This window comes from Pseudoalteromonas sp. 5Ae-yellow (genome assembly GCF_014077565.1).
Classification (GTDB): domain Bacteria; phylum Pseudomonadota; class Gammaproteobacteria; order Enterobacterales; family Alteromonadaceae; genus Pseudoalteromonas.
The window spans coordinates 1-20,933 of the sequence record NZ_JACGWD010000058.1 but is presented as its reverse complement, the minus strand read 5'-3'; the positions used below and the strand labels follow the sequence as shown (position 1 = coordinate 20,933).

At 37.6% G+C, this 20,933-nt stretch carries 15 protein-coding genes; 9 read left to right on the top strand and 6 right to left on the bottom strand.

The genetic code is table 11. The annotated features are described in order from the left end of the window. Nucleotides 1-102 precede the first annotated feature (102 nt). Entirely contained in the window at nucleotides 103-330 is a 228-nt protein-coding gene (locus H4J63_RS20350; protein WP_409072679.1) for a hypothetical protein, read from the bottom strand. 317 nt (nucleotides 331-647) lie between these two features. Between H4J63_RS20350 and H4J63_RS14840 the strand changes: the two genes are divergently transcribed. Continuing rightward, entirely contained in the window at nucleotides 648-2,030 is a 1,383-nt protein-coding gene (locus tag H4J63_RS14840) for a Na+/H+ antiporter NhaC family protein (RefSeq protein WP_182197311.1), read from the top strand. A gap of 69 nt (nucleotides 2,031-2,099) precedes the next feature. Here the strand turns inward: H4J63_RS14840 and H4J63_RS14835 are convergent, their stop codons facing one another. Next, on the bottom strand, nucleotides 2,100-4,982 hold the full coding sequence (locus H4J63_RS14835; protein ID WP_182197309.1) for an insulinase family protein: 2,883 nt from the start codon (nucleotides 4,980-4,982) through the stop codon (nucleotides 2,100-2,102). A 239-nt stretch (nucleotides 4,983-5,221) separates the two neighbouring features. On the opposite strand from H4J63_RS14835, the gene H4J63_RS14830 reads away from it, so the two are divergent. Beyond that, nucleotides 5,222-5,638, top strand: coding sequence for an MAPEG family protein (locus H4J63_RS14830; RefSeq protein WP_182197307.1), 417 nt, complete (start codon nucleotides 5,222-5,224; stop codon nucleotides 5,636-5,638). Nucleotides 5,639-5,706: 68 nt separating this feature from the next. Here H4J63_RS14830 and H4J63_RS14825 read toward each other — a convergent pair whose 3' ends face one another. After that, on the bottom strand, nucleotides 5,707-6,456 hold the full coding sequence (locus H4J63_RS14825; RefSeq protein WP_182197305.1) for a peptidylprolyl isomerase: 750 nt from the start codon (nucleotides 6,454-6,456) through the stop codon (nucleotides 5,707-5,709). A gap of 238 nt (nucleotides 6,457-6,694) precedes the next feature. Here H4J63_RS14825 and H4J63_RS14820 point away from each other — a divergent pair, with 238 nt between their 5' ends. Together H4J63_RS14820 and ushA are read left to right on the top strand one after the other, a co-directional pair. After that, a complete protein-coding gene (locus H4J63_RS14820) occupies nucleotides 6,695-6,865 on the top strand; it encodes a hypothetical protein (RefSeq protein ID WP_182197304.1) in 171 nt (56 codons plus the stop codon). A 92-nt stretch (nucleotides 6,866-6,957) separates the two neighbouring features. Then, a complete protein-coding gene (ushA, locus tag H4J63_RS14815) occupies nucleotides 6,958-8,592 on the top strand; it encodes a bifunctional UDP-sugar hydrolase/5'-nucleotidase UshA (protein ID WP_182197303.1) in 1,635 nt (544 codons plus the stop codon). Nucleotides 8,593-8,621: 29 nt separating this feature from the next. On the opposite strand, the gene H4J63_RS14810 is transcribed toward ushA, so the two are convergent. After that, nucleotides 8,622-9,566 (bottom strand): hypothetical protein, encoded by a 945-nt coding sequence (locus tag H4J63_RS14810; RefSeq protein WP_182197319.1) that lies wholly within the window; start codon nucleotides 9,564-9,566, stop codon nucleotides 8,622-8,624. Further along, nucleotides 9,559-10,425, bottom strand: coding sequence for a hypothetical protein (locus H4J63_RS14805; protein ID WP_080670013.1), 867 nt, complete (start codon nucleotides 10,423-10,425; stop codon nucleotides 9,559-9,561). Before H4J63_RS14805 ends, H4J63_RS14810 begins: the two co-directional genes overlap by 8 nt. Before the next feature lie 251 nt (nucleotides 10,426-10,676). Here H4J63_RS14805 and H4J63_RS14800 point away from each other — a divergent pair, with 251 nt between their 5' ends. The 3 genes from H4J63_RS14800 to H4J63_RS14790 all read left to right on the top strand — a co-directional run bounded on the left by H4J63_RS14800 (nucleotide 10,677) and on the right by H4J63_RS14790 (nucleotide 18,213). Then, nucleotides 10,677-11,531, top strand: coding sequence for a S1/P1 nuclease (locus H4J63_RS14800; RefSeq protein WP_182197302.1), 855 nt, complete (start codon nucleotides 10,677-10,679; stop codon nucleotides 11,529-11,531). 43 nt (nucleotides 11,532-11,574) lie between these two features. Continuing rightward, the gene (locus tag H4J63_RS14795; protein ID WP_182197301.1) at nucleotides 11,575-14,757 is read left to right on the top strand and encodes a TonB-dependent receptor; all 3,183 of its coding nucleotides are present in this window, start codon (nucleotides 11,575-11,577) and stop codon (nucleotides 14,755-14,757) included. 336 nt (nucleotides 14,758-15,093) lie between these two features. Next, nucleotides 15,094-18,213: a TonB-dependent receptor gene (locus tag H4J63_RS14790; protein WP_024591816.1), complete on the top strand. Its 3,120-nt coding sequence runs from the start codon at nucleotides 15,094-15,096 to the stop codon at nucleotides 18,211-18,213. A gap of 52 nt (nucleotides 18,214-18,265) precedes the next feature. Here the strand turns inward: H4J63_RS14790 and H4J63_RS14785 are convergent, their stop codons facing one another. Beyond that, entirely contained in the window at nucleotides 18,266-18,697 is a 432-nt protein-coding gene (locus tag H4J63_RS14785; RefSeq protein WP_182197300.1) for a MarR family winged helix-turn-helix transcriptional regulator, read from the bottom strand. A gap of 151 nt (nucleotides 18,698-18,848) precedes the next feature. On the opposite strand from H4J63_RS14785, the gene hmgA reads away from it, so the two are divergent. After that, nucleotides 18,849-20,150 (top strand): homogentisate 1,2-dioxygenase, encoded by a 1,302-nt coding sequence (gene hmgA / locus H4J63_RS14780; protein WP_182197299.1) that lies wholly within the window; start codon nucleotides 18,849-18,851, stop codon nucleotides 20,148-20,150. A gap of 2 nt (nucleotides 20,151-20,152) precedes the next feature. Further along, entirely contained in the window at nucleotides 20,153-20,782 is a 630-nt protein-coding gene (gene maiA / locus H4J63_RS14775; RefSeq protein WP_024604177.1) for a maleylacetoacetate isomerase, read from the top strand. Nucleotides 20,783-20,933: the final 151 nt, after the last annotated feature.

Below are 20,933 nucleotides of genomic sequence, written 5' to 3'. Positions count from 1 at the left end.
AACCGAGCAACAAAGAGTTAATTGCCCCTGGGTAGAACCCTTCGGGCAGCGCATGTTTGGCATTTATGCTGTGTTATCGCCTATTTATGGGGAATAACCACACTACATAGGCTCTGCCTTGCCTAAATACCAAACATACTGCTGCAAATTTAACCTCGAAAGATAAACAGGCCCTATAATATACGACTTGGCATCATCAAGGCTATAAATTGCTTTATCGCCAATGTGCTTTATAAAACTAGCCTGATTAACTAGCTTAAGTAAAACCGCTGCATCAACCTCATTTGCATGGCGTAACAACAGACGATTTGTTTTAAGTACGGCGTTCAATGTAAGTTTCTCTAAAAAACTTTGTTTAGCATGTAACTTTTTGTTGACTGAAATTAAAAAGCAGATTATTTTTGCGCCGATGTTTTTACAGGCACAACAATAGCGGTTTGCACTCCTTGCACCGTCTGGCGCCAAAGCCAACGCGTTTCACTTAAACAGCTATTTAACATAACTTTTTATGTGTCCCTCCCACGCGTACAAAAGCAGTGACTTGGAAAATGATTTAACAACAAACTTATCATCTTCTTTGTTTTTGTATAAGCAGCTTGAAAATTAATTTAATTTTTATGCATGCTTTTAATTTTGTGAATACTTAAATGCTTGAACCTTCTGCGTTGAGTTTACTACCACCGTTAGTGGTGGTTGTATTGGCTGTTGTATTACGCCGCCCTATTTTATCTTTACTTATTGGTGCTTTAGTTGGTTTAGTTATAGCCGATCCTGCACAGGTACTTACTAACTTTGCGAGTACATCGCTAAAAGTAATGACAGACGAAACCATCGGCTGGCTAATACTTGTATGTGGTGGTTTTGGCGCTTTAATCGCACTGTTAGTGCGCACAGGTGGCGCATCAGCTTTTGGCAAGCTAGCCCTTAAGTACACCAAAGGTAAGCGTTCATCTTTGTTCATGACCTTTTGTTTAGGTGTGGTTATTTTTATTGATGACTACTTAAATGCGCTTACCGTGGGTGAAACCATGAAACGCATTACCGATAAATTTAAAGTTAGCCGTGAAATGCTAGCATACGTTGTTGACTCAACAGCTGCACCAATTTGTGTGCTTGTCCCTTTATCTACCTGGGCGGTATTTTTTGGTGGTTTACTCGTAGATAACGGTATTGCTGAAGAAGGCAAAGGGATTGCTGTTTATATTCAAGCTATTCCGTACATGTTTTACGCGTGGTTTGCAGTGCTTGTTGTTTTACTTGTTGTGCTGGGTGTTATTCCTGCGATTGGTCCAATGAAAAAAGCAGAAAAAATGGCACAAATTGAGCAAGCTCAAGTCGATCCAGCTCAATACAATAACGTTCAAACAGCAGATGAGTACGCAGTAAAAGCAGCTGAAGAAAACTTTGAAGATGCCGACCCTAAAGGTAAATTACGTAACTTTTTAGTACCTATTATTTTACTAGTCGCATTTACTGTTTACTTTGAAATAGACGTATATAAAGGCTTATTAGCAACAATGGCGGTCACTCTCCCATTTTATGCGCTACAAAAATTAATGAGCGTAAGTGAAATGATTGAGCGCATGCTTGATGGCTTTAAAAGTATGATCCCCGCGATTGGTACTGTTATAGCTGCGTTTATATTTAAAGATGTATGCGACTTAATTGGTTTGCCTCAGTTTGTTATTGGCAGCTTAAGCCCTTATATGACCGCTGCATACTTACCTGCCGTGGTATTTATTTCAATGGCTATTTTAGCGTTTGCAACGGGGTCTAGCTGGGGTATTTTTGCTGTATCAATTCCCATTGTTATGCCACTGGCAAATGCGGTTGATGCAAACATACCACTAGTGATTGGTGCGCTATTATCGGCTTCTTCTTTTGGTAGTCAAGCGTGTTTTTACTCAGATTCAACCGTACTCGCAGCGCAAGGTTCTGGTTGTAATTTAATGAGCCATGCTGTTACACAATTGCCTTACACGCTAATTGCTGCGGCATTAGCTGTTATAGGCTTTTTGATAATGGCATAAATTAGCTGAATAAATAAAAACCCCAATGTAGTGATACATTGGGGTTTATTTTAGCTACATAAATAAAGCTTATTTTTGTAGTTTAATACCATTGTAATAGGCATCAAGCGTTGTGATTTTAGTTTGATTTGGTAAATCGGCAAAGTCACTTTCTATAAACTTAGTCCCGCGTAATTGCACATTTAAACGTGCAGCATTAGGGTTAAGCATTGTTTGCTTGTAGTAGTCTTTTATATCTGCAAGCGTTACTTTTTCAACTTCATCAATCAGCTTTTGCTTAGAATCAAAGGTAAAGTTTTCACGGTACCAATCGTTTATAAGTGGGCTCATTTCGTCACTTAAGTTTTTAGGCTGCTCTTTAAGTGATACAAGGGTAGAGTTTTTCAGCTGCTCAAAAGTCTCTTCGCTCATGTTATCAAGTTCAACTGCGTATTCTTTTTTAAACTTATCAAAACGAGCTTGTATTTCTTTTGGTCCTTTAACTGGTGTTTGAATATACATACCAATTGCTGAGTAATCCTCGATTGGGCGAGCTAATGCACCTACTGCGTATGCAAGTTGCTCCTCAGTACGCATTTTATCAAACGCAACTGTTCTAAAGTGGCTTTGTAATACAGATGCTTCTGCTTTTTGTTTGTAACCCGCAACAGGATGAACGGTCATATCAACCACCGCTACATCGGCTACATCGATATCTTTTTGCAGTACCAGTGTTTCGCCCGGTTGTGGCAACCACGCTTTGCTTCGTGCAAATTCACTGCGCTTATGATTACTTGGTAATGTTGCACTTAACTCTTGTGCAATCGCGTCAATATCTTGCTGATCGTAGTTACCGTAACTAAATACGCGTAAATCGTTTTGTGCAAACGTAGCTGTTTTTAATTGTGCTAAGTCGGCAACACTCAGTGAGTCAGCGGCTTTTATAAGCGCATCTGTATCAAAGCCACCTGTACGGGTTAGTTTTGAATACTCGCCAAATGCTTGTGCATACGGAAACTGCTTTTGTTGGTTTAGTAAATTACGCTTAAAGCGATCTACCGCTTGGCTAAATGCTTGTGCTGTTTCATCGGCTTTTAATCCGGTTAAAGCTTGTTTAAGCAATACATCTTGCTTATCTGTAAAACCACTCATAGATAAAACAAGACCATTACTCGGTGCTAAGCTTACGCTCATACCGGCGATTGCTGCTTCGGTACTTAACTGACTTTGTTGAATATTGTATAAATCAGCCCAAACAGAATAAAGTACTTCTACTTTAATATCGTTCAAACCGGGTTGAGTATTTATATAAACTTCGACAAGCCCTTTTGGCTGCTCTGCAAATTTTTGACTTGCTTGGCGCCATACTTTTACACCATTTTTATCGTAAGCAAGTTCTGGGTGTTTTTGCTCTTTAAATGCTTGCGTTTTTATTGCAAAATTTTCAGGCAATAAATTGTTTACAGTCGGTAGTGCTAACTTAAATTCGCTTGGTTTTTTCCAGCTGGCAATTTCATCATCGCTAATATCACTGATGCGGTATTTACCGTCGTAAAAGTGTAGTTGTGAGTCTGTCTCTTCTTGCTGCGATACATACCAAATACGAAGGGTGTCAGCATTTAACTGCTCAAGCACATTGTTTACAGCGTCAGCGTCAAACTTTGCATAATAATAAGGTGCATTAATAGCGTGATTTAACGGATAGTCTTGCATGCTTTGCGTAAGCGAGCTTACATAATTAAACTCATCACCTTTTTCTAAAAACTTAAACTGGTTATTAAGGGAAGTACGAATTTCGTTGAAATACTTGCTATCAACGCCTTCTTTTTTAATTAAATCGATGTACTGCATAATAGTCGCAACTATTTCATCACGATTTTTCATGCCTTCATCGGTAAGCTCTACATTTACATTTAACGAACCGTAGTTGCCATATTGATTTGGTGCAGCTGAAGCTGAAAGCTGAGACACCCACCCTTTATCACGAAGAAGTTGCGCTGGGCTGCCCGGCATTTCATTACTTAGTAAATACGCTACAAATCGGTTTGGTTTAAGTGCAAATTCGCTATTATTATTAGCAATGGTGAAATCAAGTTGTAGCTGTTTTACATCTTCATTTGGTGCATAAAACACGCGTTTTCCGCCAGCGTTATCAAAATCAAGTTTTGCAGTTACTGTTGGTTTTTCTATGTTTTTATTTTTTATATCAGCAAAGTATTTTTGTGCTTTTTGCTCCATTTCAGAAATAGGTAAATTAGAAATAAGCGCTACTTTCATAATATTTGAAGAGTAATATTTATTATAAAAATCAACCGTTTCTTTGTGAAGAGAACTGTTTTCTTTATCACCAAGTGTTTCTAGGTTACCAATTAAAAAACGATTAGCGGGGTGATCGCCCATCATTTTACGCGCGAGTTTAAATTGACCAAAAAAGTCCATTTCGCGGCGCATTGACCACTCTGCATTTACTGCATTTTTTTCTTTATCTGTGTACTCAGGGTATAATTTAGGCGCTTTAAAAAAGTCAGAAAAACGATCTAGCCCTTCATCAAACGCATCGTTGTTAATTTTAAACATGTAATTAGTAATATCGAGCCAAGTATACGCATTGTGCGCGCCACCATTTTTGGTCATAAAATCAGAATACCCTTTTGTGTCTGGGTAACGATCTGTGCCTAAAAACAGCATGTGCTCTAAATAATGCGCCATACCTTGTTGCGACATTGGGTCGTGCAGTAAACCAACACCAACGCTTAGTGCCGCTGCTGATTTTTCAGCACCTGGATCTGACACTAAAATTACTTCAATGTCGTTTGCCAGCTTAAGTGTTTTATATTCGCGGTTATCGTTAGGACTTACAACTAACGTATCTGATAGTAAAGAGGCCAGAGGCGCCACAGAAACCGAAGCCGTATTTGAACAACCACTTAAAACTGCAAGTGCAATAGCACTAAAACCAATAATCTTTTTCATTTTTGTTTTCCATTAAAAAGTATTGCGCAAAATAGCGTGCGCCAATTCAAAGCAATATAGTTAAGCTAAACTAACATTTTCAATTAATAATTTTCTACAAAATAACGCTATTTTGTGTAACACATTGTGAAAAATGTCTTCATAATCGGATATTAGTTGCGAGTCTACCAATCTTCCGTGATTAAAATTCACTCAATATAAAAATATACACAAACCCTAAATAATAATAAGGAAAAACAATGGAAAAAATCATCATACTTGCCATGTTTGTACAAGTTACGCTTTCACTGGTTGTCATGCTCATTATGGGTAAAAGGCGCTTTGCCGCAGCTAAAAACAAACAGCTAGATTTAAGTGATTTTAAAACAATGCAGTTAGATAAGGCTGGCGACACTATTAGAGTTGCAGATAGAAACTTTTCAAATCAGTTTGAAATACCTGTGCTTTTTTACGCGGGGTGTTTACTTGCACTGCAACTAAATAGCGCCAGTACACTTGTGGCAATACTGGCCTGTTTATTTGTAGCAACACGTATTGTGCACAGTGTTATTCATTTAGGTGAAAATAACGTACGCGCACGTTTTAAAGTGTTTTTATTGGGCTGTGTCTGTGTGTTTTCAATTTGGCTGGCAATGGTTTGGCGAGTAATGCTTTAAACAGCTCATGCTAAGCAGTAATGTGAAAGGCAATTTACGCCTGCCACATTACTATTGATTAGATTTAATTATTTAGCACGTCTTAAGCGAGGAAGCACAAGTAAAAAAGCGCCTAAAAGCCACGCTAGCCCACCGCCAGAACTACTATCTGAGTTTATTGGTGCACCTGAGTCAATTAACGTATTTTCAGTTACAGTAAGGCCAGCAGCAGAATTTGGATCATCATCCATCACGGTTACACTTTGAATAGTTACTAAATTAGCACTGCTGAAGCTTACATCACTGCTTGAGCATTGCTCAGCGGTAATATCAACAACCGGCATATCGTTGCAATGAACCAGTGCTGCAATTTTATCTAAAGTCGACTGACTCGCTGCTGTTATTTGCCCAAACACAGTAAAACCGCCGTTTTGTGTATCTAGCGCTGCACTTCCTGCGCTGTTATTAGCCATATTAAAAAACCACTGACTTGTAGCGCTATTTTCATTGCCTGATAACTTAGCCATTGCAATAGTGCCTTTAACGTTTGAAAAAACAGGCTCATTTTCTACGGCTGGCTTTGTAGTAATCGCATCTAATGAATCTGAGTATGTAAATCCACCACCTTGAATAACAAAGTTACTTATTGAACGGTGAATCACTGTTTCATTATATGAATCGTCTTGAACATAACTTAAAAAATTGGCGACTGTTTTAGGTGTTTGTTGATCAAATAAGTTAATTTCTATGACACCTTGGCTCGTGTTCATTTCGATAATAGTGGCAGTACTCGTAAAACTTGCTGCGGCGAGTACTGAGCCAAGTAAGAGTTTTTTCATGTTATATCCTGTTGTTATATTTATTTAAATAATTATTAATACAAGTAAGTTAATATTATTCAGTTAAAAAATCGATAATAAAAAGGTGATTGATACAAATTAGACCGCCTCGGTAACATTTAAATTACATTTTATATATTCTTTTAAGTTATAAAAAAACTTTACCAAAGCTAAATCGTCTTTCGTTAAAAAGTACTTTTGTTAGTATTTATCAAAATTTAAAAACTAGGTAATACACATGCCAGACAATAAACACACAATTTGTGACTTTGGTTTACACAGAGGCCAAGCTTACACAAAGCTACCTGCCAGCTTTTTAACGTGGATGATTGCAGCAAACCATGAAAAATCTGAATATGCGAGTAAAGAGTTAAAGCGCAGAGGAATTGCTGCGACAAGCCGTAATTAAGATGAAATGTAAATAAGTACGTTTTTTTCGCATAAAACTAGTTTAAACTAGCCGCTCAATAAATTAAGTGGGCCTTAATAGACAGGTATTTTATGCGAATAATTATTTTATTTTCAGTTTTTTTAAGCGTACTTGGGTGTACATCGGCTACAACCGACTCAAGTGTAAATAACTCTCCTGCAACTCAATATCTTACTGTACTTCATACTAACGATAACCACGGCCGTTTTTGGCAAAACGAAAAAGGCGAATACGGTATGGCCGCTCGCAAAACGTTAATTGACTCTTTACGTAATGACGCCCAAAAGCAAGGTCATGCCGTTTTACTTCTCTCTGGTGGTGACATTAATACCGGTATCCCTGAGTCAGATTTACAAAAAGCAGAACCTGACTTTAAAGGTATGTCGCTGATTGGTTATGATGCAATGGCATTAGGTAATCACGAATTCGATAACCCTATTGATGTTTTGAAGCAACAGCAAAAATGGGTGAACTTTCCTTTTCTATCAGCCAATATATTTGAAAAAGAATCAGGCGAACATGCGTTTGATAGCTATAAAATATTCAAAAAAAATGGCTTAACTATTGCTGTTATTGGATTAACAACAACAGACACAGCTAAAATTGGTAATCCTCAGTATATTGGCCACTTAGAGTTTAAAGACCCTGTTGACGTTACCGCAAAACTAGCTAAAGAAATAAAAGCTAAGTACAACCCTGACATTACCATTGCGCTGACTCATATGGGTCATTATGTTGATGCTAGCTTTGGCATTAATGCACCAGGTGATGTAACACTTGCTCGCTCACTTCCTGCAAACACACTTGATATGATCATTGGCGGTCACTCACAAGAACCTGTGTGTATGAGTGATAAAAATGTAAATGACGATAACTTTAAACCTGGCCTTGCCTGTAAACCAGACCAGCAAAACGGTACTTACATTATGCAAGCCCATGAATGGGGTAAGTATGTTGGTAAAGCTGAGTTTAAACTTGAAAACGGTAAATTAACGTTACTAAACTACAAACTGATGCCAGTTAATTTGTATGTAGATAAAGTACAAGCTGATGGCTCTACTAAAGAAGTATTGGCAAACGAGTACATTAAACCAGACTCAAAACTTGAATCTTATTTAGCGGTATATCAAGCAAAAGGTGCTAAACAAATTGAAGGTACCATTGGTGAAGTTGATGCTCGCTTAGAAGGCGACAGAAACAAAGTTCGCTACCAACAAACTAATCTTGCGCGCGTAATTATTCAAGCTCAAATGGATGTAGTAAATGCAGACTTTGGACTAATAAGTGGTGGTGGTATTCGCAGCTCAATAGAAGCGGGTGAAATAAGCTATAAAGATATTTTAAAGGTGCATCCTTTTAAAAACCGTATTACTTATATGGATTGGCAAGGCAGTGATTTATGGGATTACTTAAATACAGTAACGAGCTTCCCACCGGATGCAGGTGCTTACTTACAGTACCATAAGCTATCGTTTGAACGTAAAAATGGCCAGCTAGTTAATGTGGTTATTAATGGTCAACCTTTGAATAAAAATAAAACGTACCGTATGAGTCTAAATAGCTATAACGCATCAGGCGGTGATGGTTATCCTACGCTTACAAATAAAAAAGGCTTTGTTAGTACAGACGAAACAGATGCCCAAGCGCTACAAGACTTTATATCAAAAAACAGCCCTCTTAAAGCGGCTGAATTTACACCTAAATAAATAAAGATAATAATAGGAAAGTAACTGTGTTACTTTCCTATTATTTCAATATTGCCTTCTCTAATATTTGCCAGCCCATAACTATGCAGTCGAGAACGCGACCCTTCTCCATACGCTTTGGGGGGATAATACAACTCTTTCTCTTCAGGACATTCGTTAAGCACTTCATCTAATGCCGCACGTATTTCACTCAAGGTTTTTTCAAGACTATTATTAAAGTTAGGTCTTTTTCTAATTGTATGGCCAAGCTCAATCAACCTATAAAAATACTTATTTGCAAGCTCTAGCAGCTCCTCTGGTACATTTTTATTATAACTAAGCGTTACAGCATCATTATTTGTACAATACTCTACAAGTGCTAAATAAAAGCATAGTGGCTTATTGGCCAAAGCCATTTTTTGATCTGGATTACAGCTACTCGATAGTGTTTTATCGTTAAGATCAACAATAAGTACAAGCGGCGTAGGCTCAGTAATTGTTTGATGTTCTGTATTAATCAATTGTTTATTACTTTGCTTAATAAACGCAAATTTTATCCAAAAGCTAACCAACACACTTAAAACAAAAAACATTAAATAATAAATAACATGACTCAACGTAAAGTGAGTGTGCTTAACACTAAATACAACTAATACAAACCCGCTGTTTGTACTCAAACTACGTATTATTTGGTTGGGCTTTATAGGTGTTACCATCTCGCTTTTGGGTGCAATAGTAACAACCCTAAGATCATCCGAATCGATGTAGCTATTTAAGGCTTTAATATAGCTATTAACCGCGTCTTTATTGCCTGAGTGTTTAAGCAGCTCATTTGATAAATCAAGTAAGGGTAAGTCTAGTGCTATTTGCTTCTCTATCTGAATTATTTTTTGTTTAACTACTTGCTGGCTTTTTTGAGTTACAGAAAGATAAAAAACAGACGATAGAATTAAAAATAAACATAGTAAAACAAGTGATTGCTTATATTTACTCATCATCAGCGTCCTCTTTTAAGTTTACTGAGCTAGTACCGCAACTCCAAAACGGCTGCACATTTTGATAGTAGTGCAACCTTTGATCTTTAGACATAGCAAGTAAGTTTTCCTGAACTGCACACAACAAATCAGTATTGTTTTGCTGCATTTTTAAATACCACCTTGTTCCAGAAATATTATTACTCAATGGCGTAATATAGTTTTTTGAAAAGCGTTTTTCGTCACTCTCTTTCCAAAATGAAGCAATAATATCGACTTTTCCGTCGGCGAGTAAATCACGTAATTCATTATGAGAACTAGCATAGGTAATTTTCAAATTAGCTAAATTAATATCCAACTCTTTAAATGCCTGCTTTGGTAATATGTGCCCTGAGCGGCTAGTTGGATAATCAAGCAAACCTATACGCTTATCTAAAAAGTACTGTTTTGTCATGCGAGGTTTTTCTTTAGACGATATAAAAAAGGCAGTGTAATCAGAAAAGCCAACAACGGGCTGGTAGTTATAAGTCGACTCAGCTTTGAAGGCGGCCATAATATTATTTTTAGCTAAAATTAAGTCAGCAATTCCTTTACCAACAAACTCAAAGCTTTCTGCGGTTCTATACCCCCAATACCCTTTTACAGAGCCATATTGTTTAGCCACTACGTTATCAGAACACAAATTCTGTGTTAACAACTTGGCTATTTTTTTCGATTGCATGAAAATAATTAGCTGGTCTTTATTACTTGTTGCAGTTGTTTGACATTCTGTTGAGGTTTCAATCATAACTGGAAAGTGCAAATCATCGTTGTACACACTAACTTGACCGCAAACCCACGTAACGATCAACAATAGAAACAAAAATGTAACAATTAACATTTTGTGCAACACGATATTTTTAAAATTCAAAGTAATGCTACTCAAAAAAAGACTATATTGTGCATTTGAACAATTTTGCTTACTTATTACAACAAGTAATTTTACCTGTTAAACATAAACCATTGATTTATATAAAATCTAAATAAGAAACTATGAATTTTAATAAGTCCTTCCTATCAACGCAAAAAGTGAGGACAATTGACCGCATTAGCTTATAGCAACCCCATGAAATATTCATTTAGGAAGTTCTAATGCATAACAGTATAAAGTACTCGATATCCTCTGCACTTTTAATTAGTGCGATATTCACAAGCGCCGACTCACATGCTTGGGGTCAAAATGGCCATCGTATTGTAGGGCAGATTGCACAATCTCATATAAGCGAAACAACTAAAGCATCAATTAAACCTTATTTAGATGGTGAGTCACTAGCTCAAATATCAACGTGGCCTGATGAAATGCGCTCTGCTCCTGGTGAGTTTTGGCAAAAGAAATCATCTCGTTGGCATTATATTAATGCAGCACCAGGAAAATCTTTCAGCTTCAATCACGATCACACTAAAAATAAAGAGTCTGTAAGTAATATTCTTGAAGGCATCCACTATTCAATGCAAACACTTACAGATACCAATAGCATGTTAGACGCTAAGCAATTCAGTTTACGTTTTTTAGTGCATTTAGTAGGTGATAGCCATCAGCCATTTCATGCAGGTAGAGGTGAAGACAGAGGTGGTAACCGTATTAAGGTTTCATTTTTTAACGAAGAAACAAATCTTCATAGCCTTTGGGATACAAAGTTAGTTGAGAACGAGAACTTGTCGTTTACTGAATACGCTCAATTTATTGATACAAATAACAGCGAGTTAATTGCTGAGTATTTACAAAGCTCACCGATGACATGGGTTGAAGAATCTCATAATTTAGCCACAAAAATTTATAAATATACCAACAACGAAATTGGTTATAGCTACATATATAACAATACTCCAATTATAAAAACGCGCTTACAACAAGCGGGTATTCGATTAGCTGGATTATTAAATGCCTTATTTGACCCTTCTGCAAAAGAGTTAGAAACAGCACTAAAAATGACAACTGACAAATAAACTGTATTAAATTTATATAACCTACACACGGGAAATCAACATTATGACTAAGCTTCGCCTTTCGAAATTAACTGGAGCGGTAATTTTAGCGCTAGGTGTTTCTACAAGCGCAATGGCTGCTGATACTTCATCTGCAATGCGTGGTAAAATTACGACGCCTTCAGGTGGCAGTGCTGCAAACGTTAAAATTAAAGTAGTTCACCAACCAACGGGAACTATTAGCGAGCTAACTACAAACGAAAGTGGTACGTTTATCGCTAATGGCTTACGTGTAGGTGGTCCTTACATGGTTATCATCGATTCTGATAAGTTTAATGATACAACTGTTGAAAATATCTATCTAAATCTGGGTGAAACATACCGCTTAAGTTCGCAGCTTGCTCCGCTAAACATTGAAAAAATTGAAGTGTCTGGTTATAAAATCGTTCAGCAATCTGGTGGCTCAAGCAGCTCATTTGGTTCTGATACTATTGAAAATATGCCAAGCTTTAACCGCGACATTAAAGATATTGCGCGCTTAAACCCACTTGCCAGTATTAATGGTAATGGCGAGCTAACGTTTGCAGGTAGTAACCCTCGTACCAACGGTTTAACAGTTGACGGTATTGGTCAAAATGATGACTTTGGCTTGAACTTTGGTGGCTACCCCACTTCTCAGCCTCCTGTAGCACTTGATGCTATTGAACAAGTTTCTGTTGATGTATCTCCTTTCTCAGCTTCTAAAGGTAACTTTGGTGGCGGTACTATTAATGCAGTAACAAAATCTGGTACAAATGAGTTTAAGTTCTCTGGCTTTTATGAAATCTCTACTCCAGAGATTGCAGGCGATGTCGATAGCATTGTTCAAGAAGATGACCTTGATGAGCTAGGTCATAAAACTTATTCTACAAATAAAGTAGAGCCGATTAAAACTGAAGAAAGATTTGGTTTTAACGTTGGTGGCGCAATTGTTAAAGACGAACTGTTTTATTTCGTTAACTATTCAGAATGGTCAAGCGAATTAGATCTTGATTACGGCTTTGACGGCTCTGGTGCAGCCAACGAATTTAATACTTCTGAAGCTAACTATAACCGTTTCATTTCTATTTTAAATAATGAATATGGCTTGACTGATTCATTAGCAGGTGCGCCAGAAGATACAAATAAAAACCTGTTAGTCAAGCTAAGCTGGAACGCAAGTGATGACCATCGTTTAGATTTTACTTACCAATGGCAAGACGATCAAGATGAGCGTAACACTAGCACCGGTGGCGATAATATTGTACTAACATCGAACACCTACGCCTACGTAACGAAGTTCAATAACTTTTCAACAAAGCTTTACTCTGATTGGACTGAAGATTTTTCTACTGAAATTGGTGTGTCGTATAAAGATGTTACCTCTGATAGCGCAACTCGCTCAAATCTAGGTAGTATTTCAGTTGATGAAGATGGTCGAAATGGCCCTTCTTACAACTTTGGTACAGATCAATATCGTCATGCTAACCGCTCTGAAACGCAAAATTTAACTTTTACACTCGATGCTACCTATTTAATGGATGAGCATGAAATAAACTTTGGTGCTCAATATGAGTCACTTCGTTTATATAACTTATTTGCTGAAAACTCTCTTGGCACGTGGAAGTTTGATAGCTTAGAAAATTTTGAAAACCGTGAAATTGGTTCTTATGATTTCTCTTATCAGAATGCTTACACTAATGATTCAGCTGATACAGCATATGATGTAAGACGCAATCAACTAGCACTTTACATTGAAGACACTTTTTATGTAGGTGACGATTTAGAAGTTACAGCAGGTGTTCGTTATGAGCGTTTATCATCAGATGATAAACCAACTCTAAATGAAAATTTTGCGAATACGTATGGCTTTACTAACCAAGAAAATCTAGATGGTCTAGACATTATACTTCCTCGCGTTGGCTTTAAATACTACGTAACAGAAGCCCTTACTATTAACGGTGGTATTGGTCGTTTCCAAGGTGGTATTCCAAATGTTTGGTATAACAACTCATTCCAAAGCGATGGTATTACATTAGTATCTGCTCCTAACGATGTAATTAACGACTACTATGCAAATAACACTGCCGATATTACTCAGGTGCCTAGTGAAATTCAAAATTCATTAGAACAAGGTGCTGGTAGCGTTGCTTATATCGACCCTGATTTTAAATTGCCTTCAAGCATTCGCACCCAAATAGGTTTTGAATATGAGTTTGATTCTGAACTATTAGGTGATGGCTTTAAATGGCAAGCAGAGATTGCTTATCATAAAAAAGAGAATGAGGCGGTATGGCATAATACATCTATTAACCCAATCGGTATTGCAGCTGATGGTGAACGCGTTATAAATGAAACTATTTATAGTGGCTCTTTAGCTGATAACGCTGACATAGAAATGACTAATTCATCGGATGATGGTCGTTCAATTATTATTTCAACGGGTATTGCTAAACAATGGGACAATGGCCTGTTTGTATCGGCAAGCTATGCACACCAGGATGTTACCGAGTCATCAGCCGGCTCAGCTTCTCAAGCGGAAGGCAACTACAAGCATAATATTACAGTAAATCGTAATGAAGATATTGCAGCACGTGGTTTTTACGAAGTTGAGCACAGCTTTAAAATCAACTTAGCATATAACACAGAGTTTTTTGAAGGGTATGCGACTAAGTTTAACGTGTATTTTGAACGTCGTTCAGGTCGTCCATTTAGTTATACAATGAACATGTATAAAGACAGTGATTTGGGTGATACGAGTAGTTTCTTCAGTAATGGTGCTTACTTACCATATATACCTACAGGTGCTGATGATCCAAATGTAAACTGGGATGAATCCGGTATGACTTGGGCTGAGTTAGAACCATTACTAGAGCGTGCTGGTATATCTCAGCGTGGTGGTATTTTAGGTAAAAATACAGCAACTCAACCTTGGGTTACTACGATGGACGTTAGCATTAAGCAAGAAATACCAGGCTTTGCTGAAGGTCACACTGGTGAGGTTTATCTAATGATTGATAATTTCGCAAACCTTCTAAACAGCGACTGGGGTGTAGAAAAACGCTTAGGTTACTCTAACCAAACTATTTATGACTTTGGTGGCCTTGATGACCAAGGCAGATATAAAATAGACAACAGCTTTGGCGGTGCAGATGTGCGTAATTACTCACAAATCAATTCATCGTCATCAGCTTGGCAGGCTAAAGTTGGTATCAGCTACAAGTTTTAAGCCTTAATAGGTAAGTAATAACACATTAAGTTATTTGTTAACAAAACCCATTGCAAATTTGTAATGGGTTTTTTGTTTTTCACACCCCAATTTCACATGTTTGTCATAAAGCCCACGTAATATATACCCCGATATAGAGTTATTGCTCAAAAAAACACTCAAATAGACAAAAATAGTACTATTTATTAAAAATATATTGCAGTTGTATTTTATTTGTAACGAATAAATAAGGTACACTAGTAACGGATTTTGAATAAATGAACTTCAACTGTTTATTTTACAAAATTTTAAAATAAAAATATAAAAATTTAATTAATAACTACACGGGAAAATTAAATGAAAACTCAATTACGCAAAACAGCTCTTTCACTTGCTATTGCAGCATGTGTTGGTGTAAGTGGCGCTGCAATGGCTAACGAAACGACCTCTGCAATTAAAGGTCAAGTAATGGGGCCTAACGGCAACCCAGCAGCCGGCACTAAAGTAACAATTTTACACGTACCTTCTGGATCAGTAAAAACAACTGAAGTAAATGACGCTGGTTATTTCACAGCTAAAGGCCTGCGAGTTGGCGGTCCTTATAAAGTAATTGTTGATTCAGATGTATATGCAGACCAAGAATTCAATAACATTATTCTTAATATTGGTAACGATTACCCAGTAAACGTTTCTCTTGAGTCACAATCAAGCATGGAACAAATCGTAGTTTCTGGCGCGCCAATTAGCTCTATGTCTGGCGGTACTGGTCCGGCGTCTACTTTCACACTTACAGATCTAGAGAATCAGCCTGCTATTAACCGTGATTTAAAAGATATCATTCGTGTTGATCCACGAGTAGCAATAGATGATAGCCGCGGCACTATTAACTGTGGTGGCGGTAATCCAAAATTTAATAGTTTAACGCTAGACGGCGTTCGTATGAACGATAACTTCGGCTTAAGCTCAAATGGTTACCCTACTATTCGCGCACCTTTTTCTTTTGATTCAATTGAGCAAGTAGCTGTAGAACTTGCACCATTTGATGTTCAGTACGGTGGATTTACAGCGTGTAACATCAATGCTGTAACTAAATCTGGCGGCAACGAAATTCATGGTGGCGTGTTTTTCGATTACACAAATGATTCAATGAAAGGTGATAAAATTGAAGGCGAAGACGTTGATAACGGTAGTTATAATGAAAAACGCTACGGTTTTAATGTTGGCTTACCTCTAATTAAAGATTCATTATTTTTATATACTTCATATGAAAAGCTAGAAGGGGTAGCACAATTCAATTATGACCCTTTAGGTTCAAGTGTTTCTGAAAGCGACTTAGCTCGTATCCAACAAATTTCACAAAATGTGTATGGTTATGATGCAGGTACCACTCCTTCGAGTGCACCTGTAGAAGACGAAAAAATATTAATTAAATTAGATTGGAACATTAACGATTCTCACCGTGCTAACTTAGTTTATAACTATAATGACGGCTTTACATTATCTCAATCAGATACTGGTTCAACTCGCCTATCGTTAGATAGTCACTTTTATGAGCAAGGTGCAGAATTTACTTCAATCATCGGTTCATTATACTCAGACTGGAATGACGATTTTTCAACTGAAGTTCGTTTAGGTAAATCGGAACTAGATGCACGTGTTGAATCACTTGATGCTGCAAGCAGCTTTGGTGAATTCCAAGTAAACACATCGGATGGAGGTCGAGTATATTTAGGTCCAGATGATTCTCGTCAATCAAACGATTTAAATTACGATACAACTACATTTAAACTAGCTGGTACTTACTACCTTGACCAGCACACGATAACAGCTGGTTACGAGTATGAAGAGCTAGAAGTATTTAACCAATTCGTTCAACACACGCAAGGTGAATGGAGTTTTGCAAGTATTGATGATTACGAAGCAGGAATTGCAAGTGCAATTTTCTACAATAATGCCGCAGGTACGAATAATGCTGCAGATGCCGGCGCTAGCTTCTCATATGCTCAACATACTTTTTATATTCAAGATGAATATAGCTTCTCAGACATTGATGCATCACTAACGTTTGGTCTTCGTTACGACAGTTACACTAGCGATGACAAGCCTACTTTAAATGAAAACTATACTGCACGTTATGGTTTCAGTAACCAATCAACATTTGATGGTGTGGATTTAGTTCAACCACGTATTGGCTTTGAATGGTATGCAACTGATGCACTTGAAGTTCGCGCAGGTTTGGGCTTATTTTCAGGTGGTAATCCGAATGTGTGGTTATCTAACTCATATTCAAACGACGGCATCACAAATATTAGCGCAAATCAGTTTGGATCTATTGATTTATTTGCTACACCAAATGTGAATGGTGGAAAACCAGGTTTTGATGTACCACAATCACAGTTTGATAAAGTAGCTAACACAGTAATTGGTTCTGGAGATAGCTTTACGAACGCCGTAGCTTCTGATTTTGAAATCCCATCGGAATGGAAATATTCAGTAGGGGCTACTTATACAACAGAAGACGAATATGTAATCTCATTAGATTATCTCTACACCAAAAAGCGTGATGCAGCAACGTTAATGGACCAAGCCCTTACTGACAGTGGTACTACTACTTTTGATGGTCGTCCAATTTTAACCTCTATTGAAGGACGTGACGGTGATTTACTTTTAACAAATGTTAATGGTGACAGTGGTGAAACTTCAATTATCTCTGCAGCTGTAAGCAAAGCATTCGATAACGGTATTAAAGTACAACTATCATATGCTTATACAGATGCTGATGATGTTAACCCAATGACAAGTTCAACAGCGAGCTCTAACTACGGTAACTTGGCAACGTCTAACCCGTTAGATCCTGGTGTATCTTCATCAGATTATGAAATACCTCATCGCTTTACATTAAACCTTGCTTACACACATGAATTTATCGATGGATATAGCACTCGCTTTAATTTATTTGGTGAAGCATACAAAGGCTTGCCTTACAGCTTCACATTTAATGGTAACGATGAAGATACATTTGGTGATTTTAATTCAAATGATTCTCGCCAACTACTTTATGTACCGCTAGTAAACGATCCTAACGTTGTTTATAACATGTCAGCAGATGAGATTAATGAATTTAATGAGTTCATTGCATCTGAAGGATTAAAACGTGGTGAAATTTCAGGTCGTAACGCGCAAAACTCTGATTGGTTTGTTAAGTTTAACTTTAAGCTAACTCAAGAAGTACCAGGGTTCATGGATGGCCATAAAGGTGAAGCATTCTTCGTAATCGATAACTTAACTAATATGTTAAACGATGATTGGGGTGTACTGAAAAAAGGTCCTTTCGTTGGTGCTCGTATGATTTCAACAGATATTGATGACCAAGGCCGTTACGTTTATTCAAACTTTAACGGGAATAACGCAAGCACCACAACTCAACGTGATGCATCTCTTTGGGAAATGCGTGTAGGTGTTCGTTACACTTTCTAATTTAGAACTGTAACCTAAAACATCTTTTAAAAGCCCACTTTGGTGGGCTTTTTTATGCCTTTAATTTATTATTTAACTTTTCGAAAATACTCACTAACACTTCGCACTCTTCTTTAGTCAAAGTGCTCAGTAATTGTTTTTCCCAATTAAGTGCATCGGGTGCTATTTGCTCATATAAGCTTTGACCTTCTTTACTCAGTACAAGTAAGGCCGCGCGTTTGTCTTGCTTATTTAATTCACTTTTTACTAAGCCTCTATCTATCAGTACTTTTACCGCGCGCGACACTGTCGACTTGTCCATATTTGCTTGCGTGCATAAATCCTTTGCGTTGCTCTGACCATACTGCGCTAAATTAGCAAGTATTCGCCACTGAGGAATATTTAAACCGTACTTAGTTTGATAAACCTCGGCAAAGTCGTTACTTACACGTGTTGCTACATTCGTTAATTGATAAGGTAAAAACGTTGCTAAATCAATTTTCATTTTTGGTTATCCCAGCTTTATAAGGCTTACTTTGGTGTTCATTAATATTTACACAGGTTCATACTTGCACATTTGATATTAGTCTCACTTGAGAGTATCTTAACTGAAATAAAAATAATATTAAACCAACCCCCTCTCACAGGAGTCAGTAATGGCGACACAATTAAGTTATATGACCGGCTTTGGTAATGAATTTGAAACACAAGCGCTACCCGGTGCACTGCCAATAGGACAATTTAGCCCACAAAAAGTTAAATACAATTTATACACAGAGCAATTTAGTTCGACTGCATTTACGGCTCCTCGCGCTTCAAATCGTCGCACTTGGTTTTACCGCCTTCGTCCGTCTGTAGTGCAAGGTGATTACCAAGCAATTGATAACGGCCTAATAAGAACAGCCCCAATCACTGAAGCCGTAACACCACCAACAATGCTACGTTGGAACCCTATTGATATGCCTTCACAGTCTACTGACTTTATTGATGGCTTGGTAACGATGGCAGCTAATGGAAGCGCCAATGGGCAATCGGGTATTGGCATTCATGTATATGTCGCTAATCAGTCAATGCAAGGGCGTTACTTTTGCAATGCTGATGGCGAAATGCTGTTTGTCCCTCAACAAGGTGAGTTATTAATTCACACTGAGTGCGGCAAGTTAAGTATTAAACCAGGTGAAATTGCTGTTATACCCAGAGGAATTAAGTTCGCTGTTGATTTAATTGACGATACAGCCCGTGGTTATATTTGTGAAAATTATGGCCATGCGTTAGAGCTTCCAGAACGAGGGCCTGTTGGTGCTAATGGCTATGCTAACGACAGAGACTTTCAATATCCCGTTGCTGCCTTTGAAGATAAAGAAGGTGACTTTGAGTTAGTTTCTAAATTTAACGGTAATTTATTTAGCTGTGAAATTAAGCACTCTCCTTTTGATGTTGTTGCATGGACGGGTAATAGCTCCCCCTATAAATACGACTTATCGCGTTTTAATGTAATGAATACAGTGAGCTTTGATCACCCCGACCCATCTATATTCTCTGTGCTAACCTCTCCTTCGGCTACTGAGGGTATGGCAAATGTCGATTTTGTGATATTTCCACCTCGTTGGATGGTAGCCGAAAATACATTCCGCCCGCCGTACTACCACCGCAATATTATGAGCGAATTTATGGGCTTGATTGAGGGTGTATATGATGCAAAAGAGCATGGTTTTGTACCTGGTGGCGCAAGTTTACACAATTGTATGTCGCCACATGGACCTGAAGCCGACGTATTTGAAAAAGCCTCAAACGCTGAGCTTACACCACAAAAATACGAAAACACATTGGCCTTTATGTTTGAGTCGCGCTATATAATTTCACCGACAAAATATGCACTTGAAGGTAAAGAACGCCAACCAAATTACACCGATTGCTGGCGTACTATTAAAAAACAATTTACAGGTTCACAGGATTAATTATGAAATTATACAGCTACTTTCGCTCATCAGCGGCTTATAGAGTGCGTATAGCGCTTAACTTAAAAGCAATCGATCATGAACTTGCTATTGTTAACCTTTTAAAATCGGAGCAGCTTGGGGAGGAATACTTAGCTACGAATCCGCAAGGGTTACTACCGGCACTTGAAACCAATGATGGTGTTTTAGCACAATCGCTTGCAATACTTGAGTGGCTTGATGAAACTTATCCGCAATCGCCATTAATTACAGGAACTGCATGGCAAAAAGCACAAATAAGAAATTTAAGCTTTGCCATTGCTTGCGATATTCATCCTGTTAATAATTTACGCGTGCTGAAGTATTTATCAAACGAATTAGGTGTTGATGACGAGGCTAAAAATAAATGGTATCGACATTGGATAGAAGTTGGTTTTGAAAAAATAGAACTGATGCTAAACGAAAATAATGGCTACTGCTTTGGTAACCAACCAACACTTGCTGACATTTGTTTAGTGCCGCAAGTATTTAATGCAATTCGTTTTAACGTAGATATGAGCACTTATCCAAAAATTGCAGCCATTTACGAGCATTGTAATAAATTAGCTGCATTTAATGATGCTGCACCGCAAAATCAACCCGATGCAAATTAAGCTAGTTTAGTAACTAACCAGATCTCATATATGGTCTCCTCCAGTATTGCAAGGTGTCATTCAACGATAGCAGGGACAGGTTTGCTGTCATATATACGGTCTTTTAGTGAAGATTATTACTTCTGACCTTGATGTAATCCGCGCATATTGT

What these genes read in the sequence shown, in the direction of transcription:
- H4J63_RS14785 (WP_182197300.1), bottom strand. Translation starts at nt 18,697, where the DNA reads ATGAAAATTGATTTAGCAACGTTTTTACCTTATCAATTAACGAATGTA.
- maiA (WP_024604177.1), top strand. Translation starts at nt 20,153, where the DNA reads ATGAAATTATACAGCTACTTTCGCTCATCAGCGGCTTATAGAGTGCGT.
- ushA (WP_182197303.1), top strand. Translation starts at nt 6,958, where the DNA reads ATGCGAATAATTATTTTATTTTCAGTTTTTTTAAGCGTACTTGGGTGT.
- H4J63_RS14810 (WP_182197319.1), bottom strand. Translation starts at nt 9,566, where the DNA reads ATGAGTAAATATAAGCAATCACTTGTTTTACTATGTTTATTTTTAATT.
- H4J63_RS14820 (WP_182197304.1), top strand. Translation starts at nt 6,695, where the DNA reads ATGCCAGACAATAAACACACAATTTGTGACTTTGGTTTACACAGAGGC.
- H4J63_RS14795 (WP_182197301.1), top strand. Translation starts at nt 11,575, where the DNA reads ATGACTAAGCTTCGCCTTTCGAAATTAACTGGAGCGGTAATTTTAGCG.
- H4J63_RS14830 (WP_182197307.1), top strand. Translation starts at nt 5,222, where the DNA reads ATGGAAAAAATCATCATACTTGCCATGTTTGTACAAGTTACGCTTTCA.
- H4J63_RS14790 (WP_024591816.1), top strand. Translation starts at nt 15,094, where the DNA reads ATGAAAACTCAATTACGCAAAACAGCTCTTTCACTTGCTATTGCAGCA.
- H4J63_RS14825 (WP_182197305.1), bottom strand. Translation starts at nt 6,456, where the DNA reads ATGAAAAAACTCTTACTTGGCTCAGTACTCGCCGCAGCAAGTTTTACG.
- H4J63_RS14835 (WP_182197309.1), bottom strand. Translation starts at nt 4,982, where the DNA reads ATGAAAAAGATTATTGGTTTTAGTGCTATTGCACTTGCAGTTTTAAGT.
- hmgA (WP_182197299.1), top strand. Translation starts at nt 18,849, where the DNA reads ATGGCGACACAATTAAGTTATATGACCGGCTTTGGTAATGAATTTGAA.
- H4J63_RS14840 (WP_182197311.1), top strand. Translation starts at nt 648, where the DNA reads ATGCTTGAACCTTCTGCGTTGAGTTTACTACCACCGTTAGTGGTGGTT.
- H4J63_RS14805 (WP_080670013.1), bottom strand. Translation starts at nt 10,425, where the DNA reads ATGTTAATTGTTACATTTTTGTTTCTATTGTTGATCGTTACGTGGGTT.
- H4J63_RS14800 (WP_182197302.1), top strand. Translation starts at nt 10,677, where the DNA reads ATGCATAACAGTATAAAGTACTCGATATCCTCTGCACTTTTAATTAGT.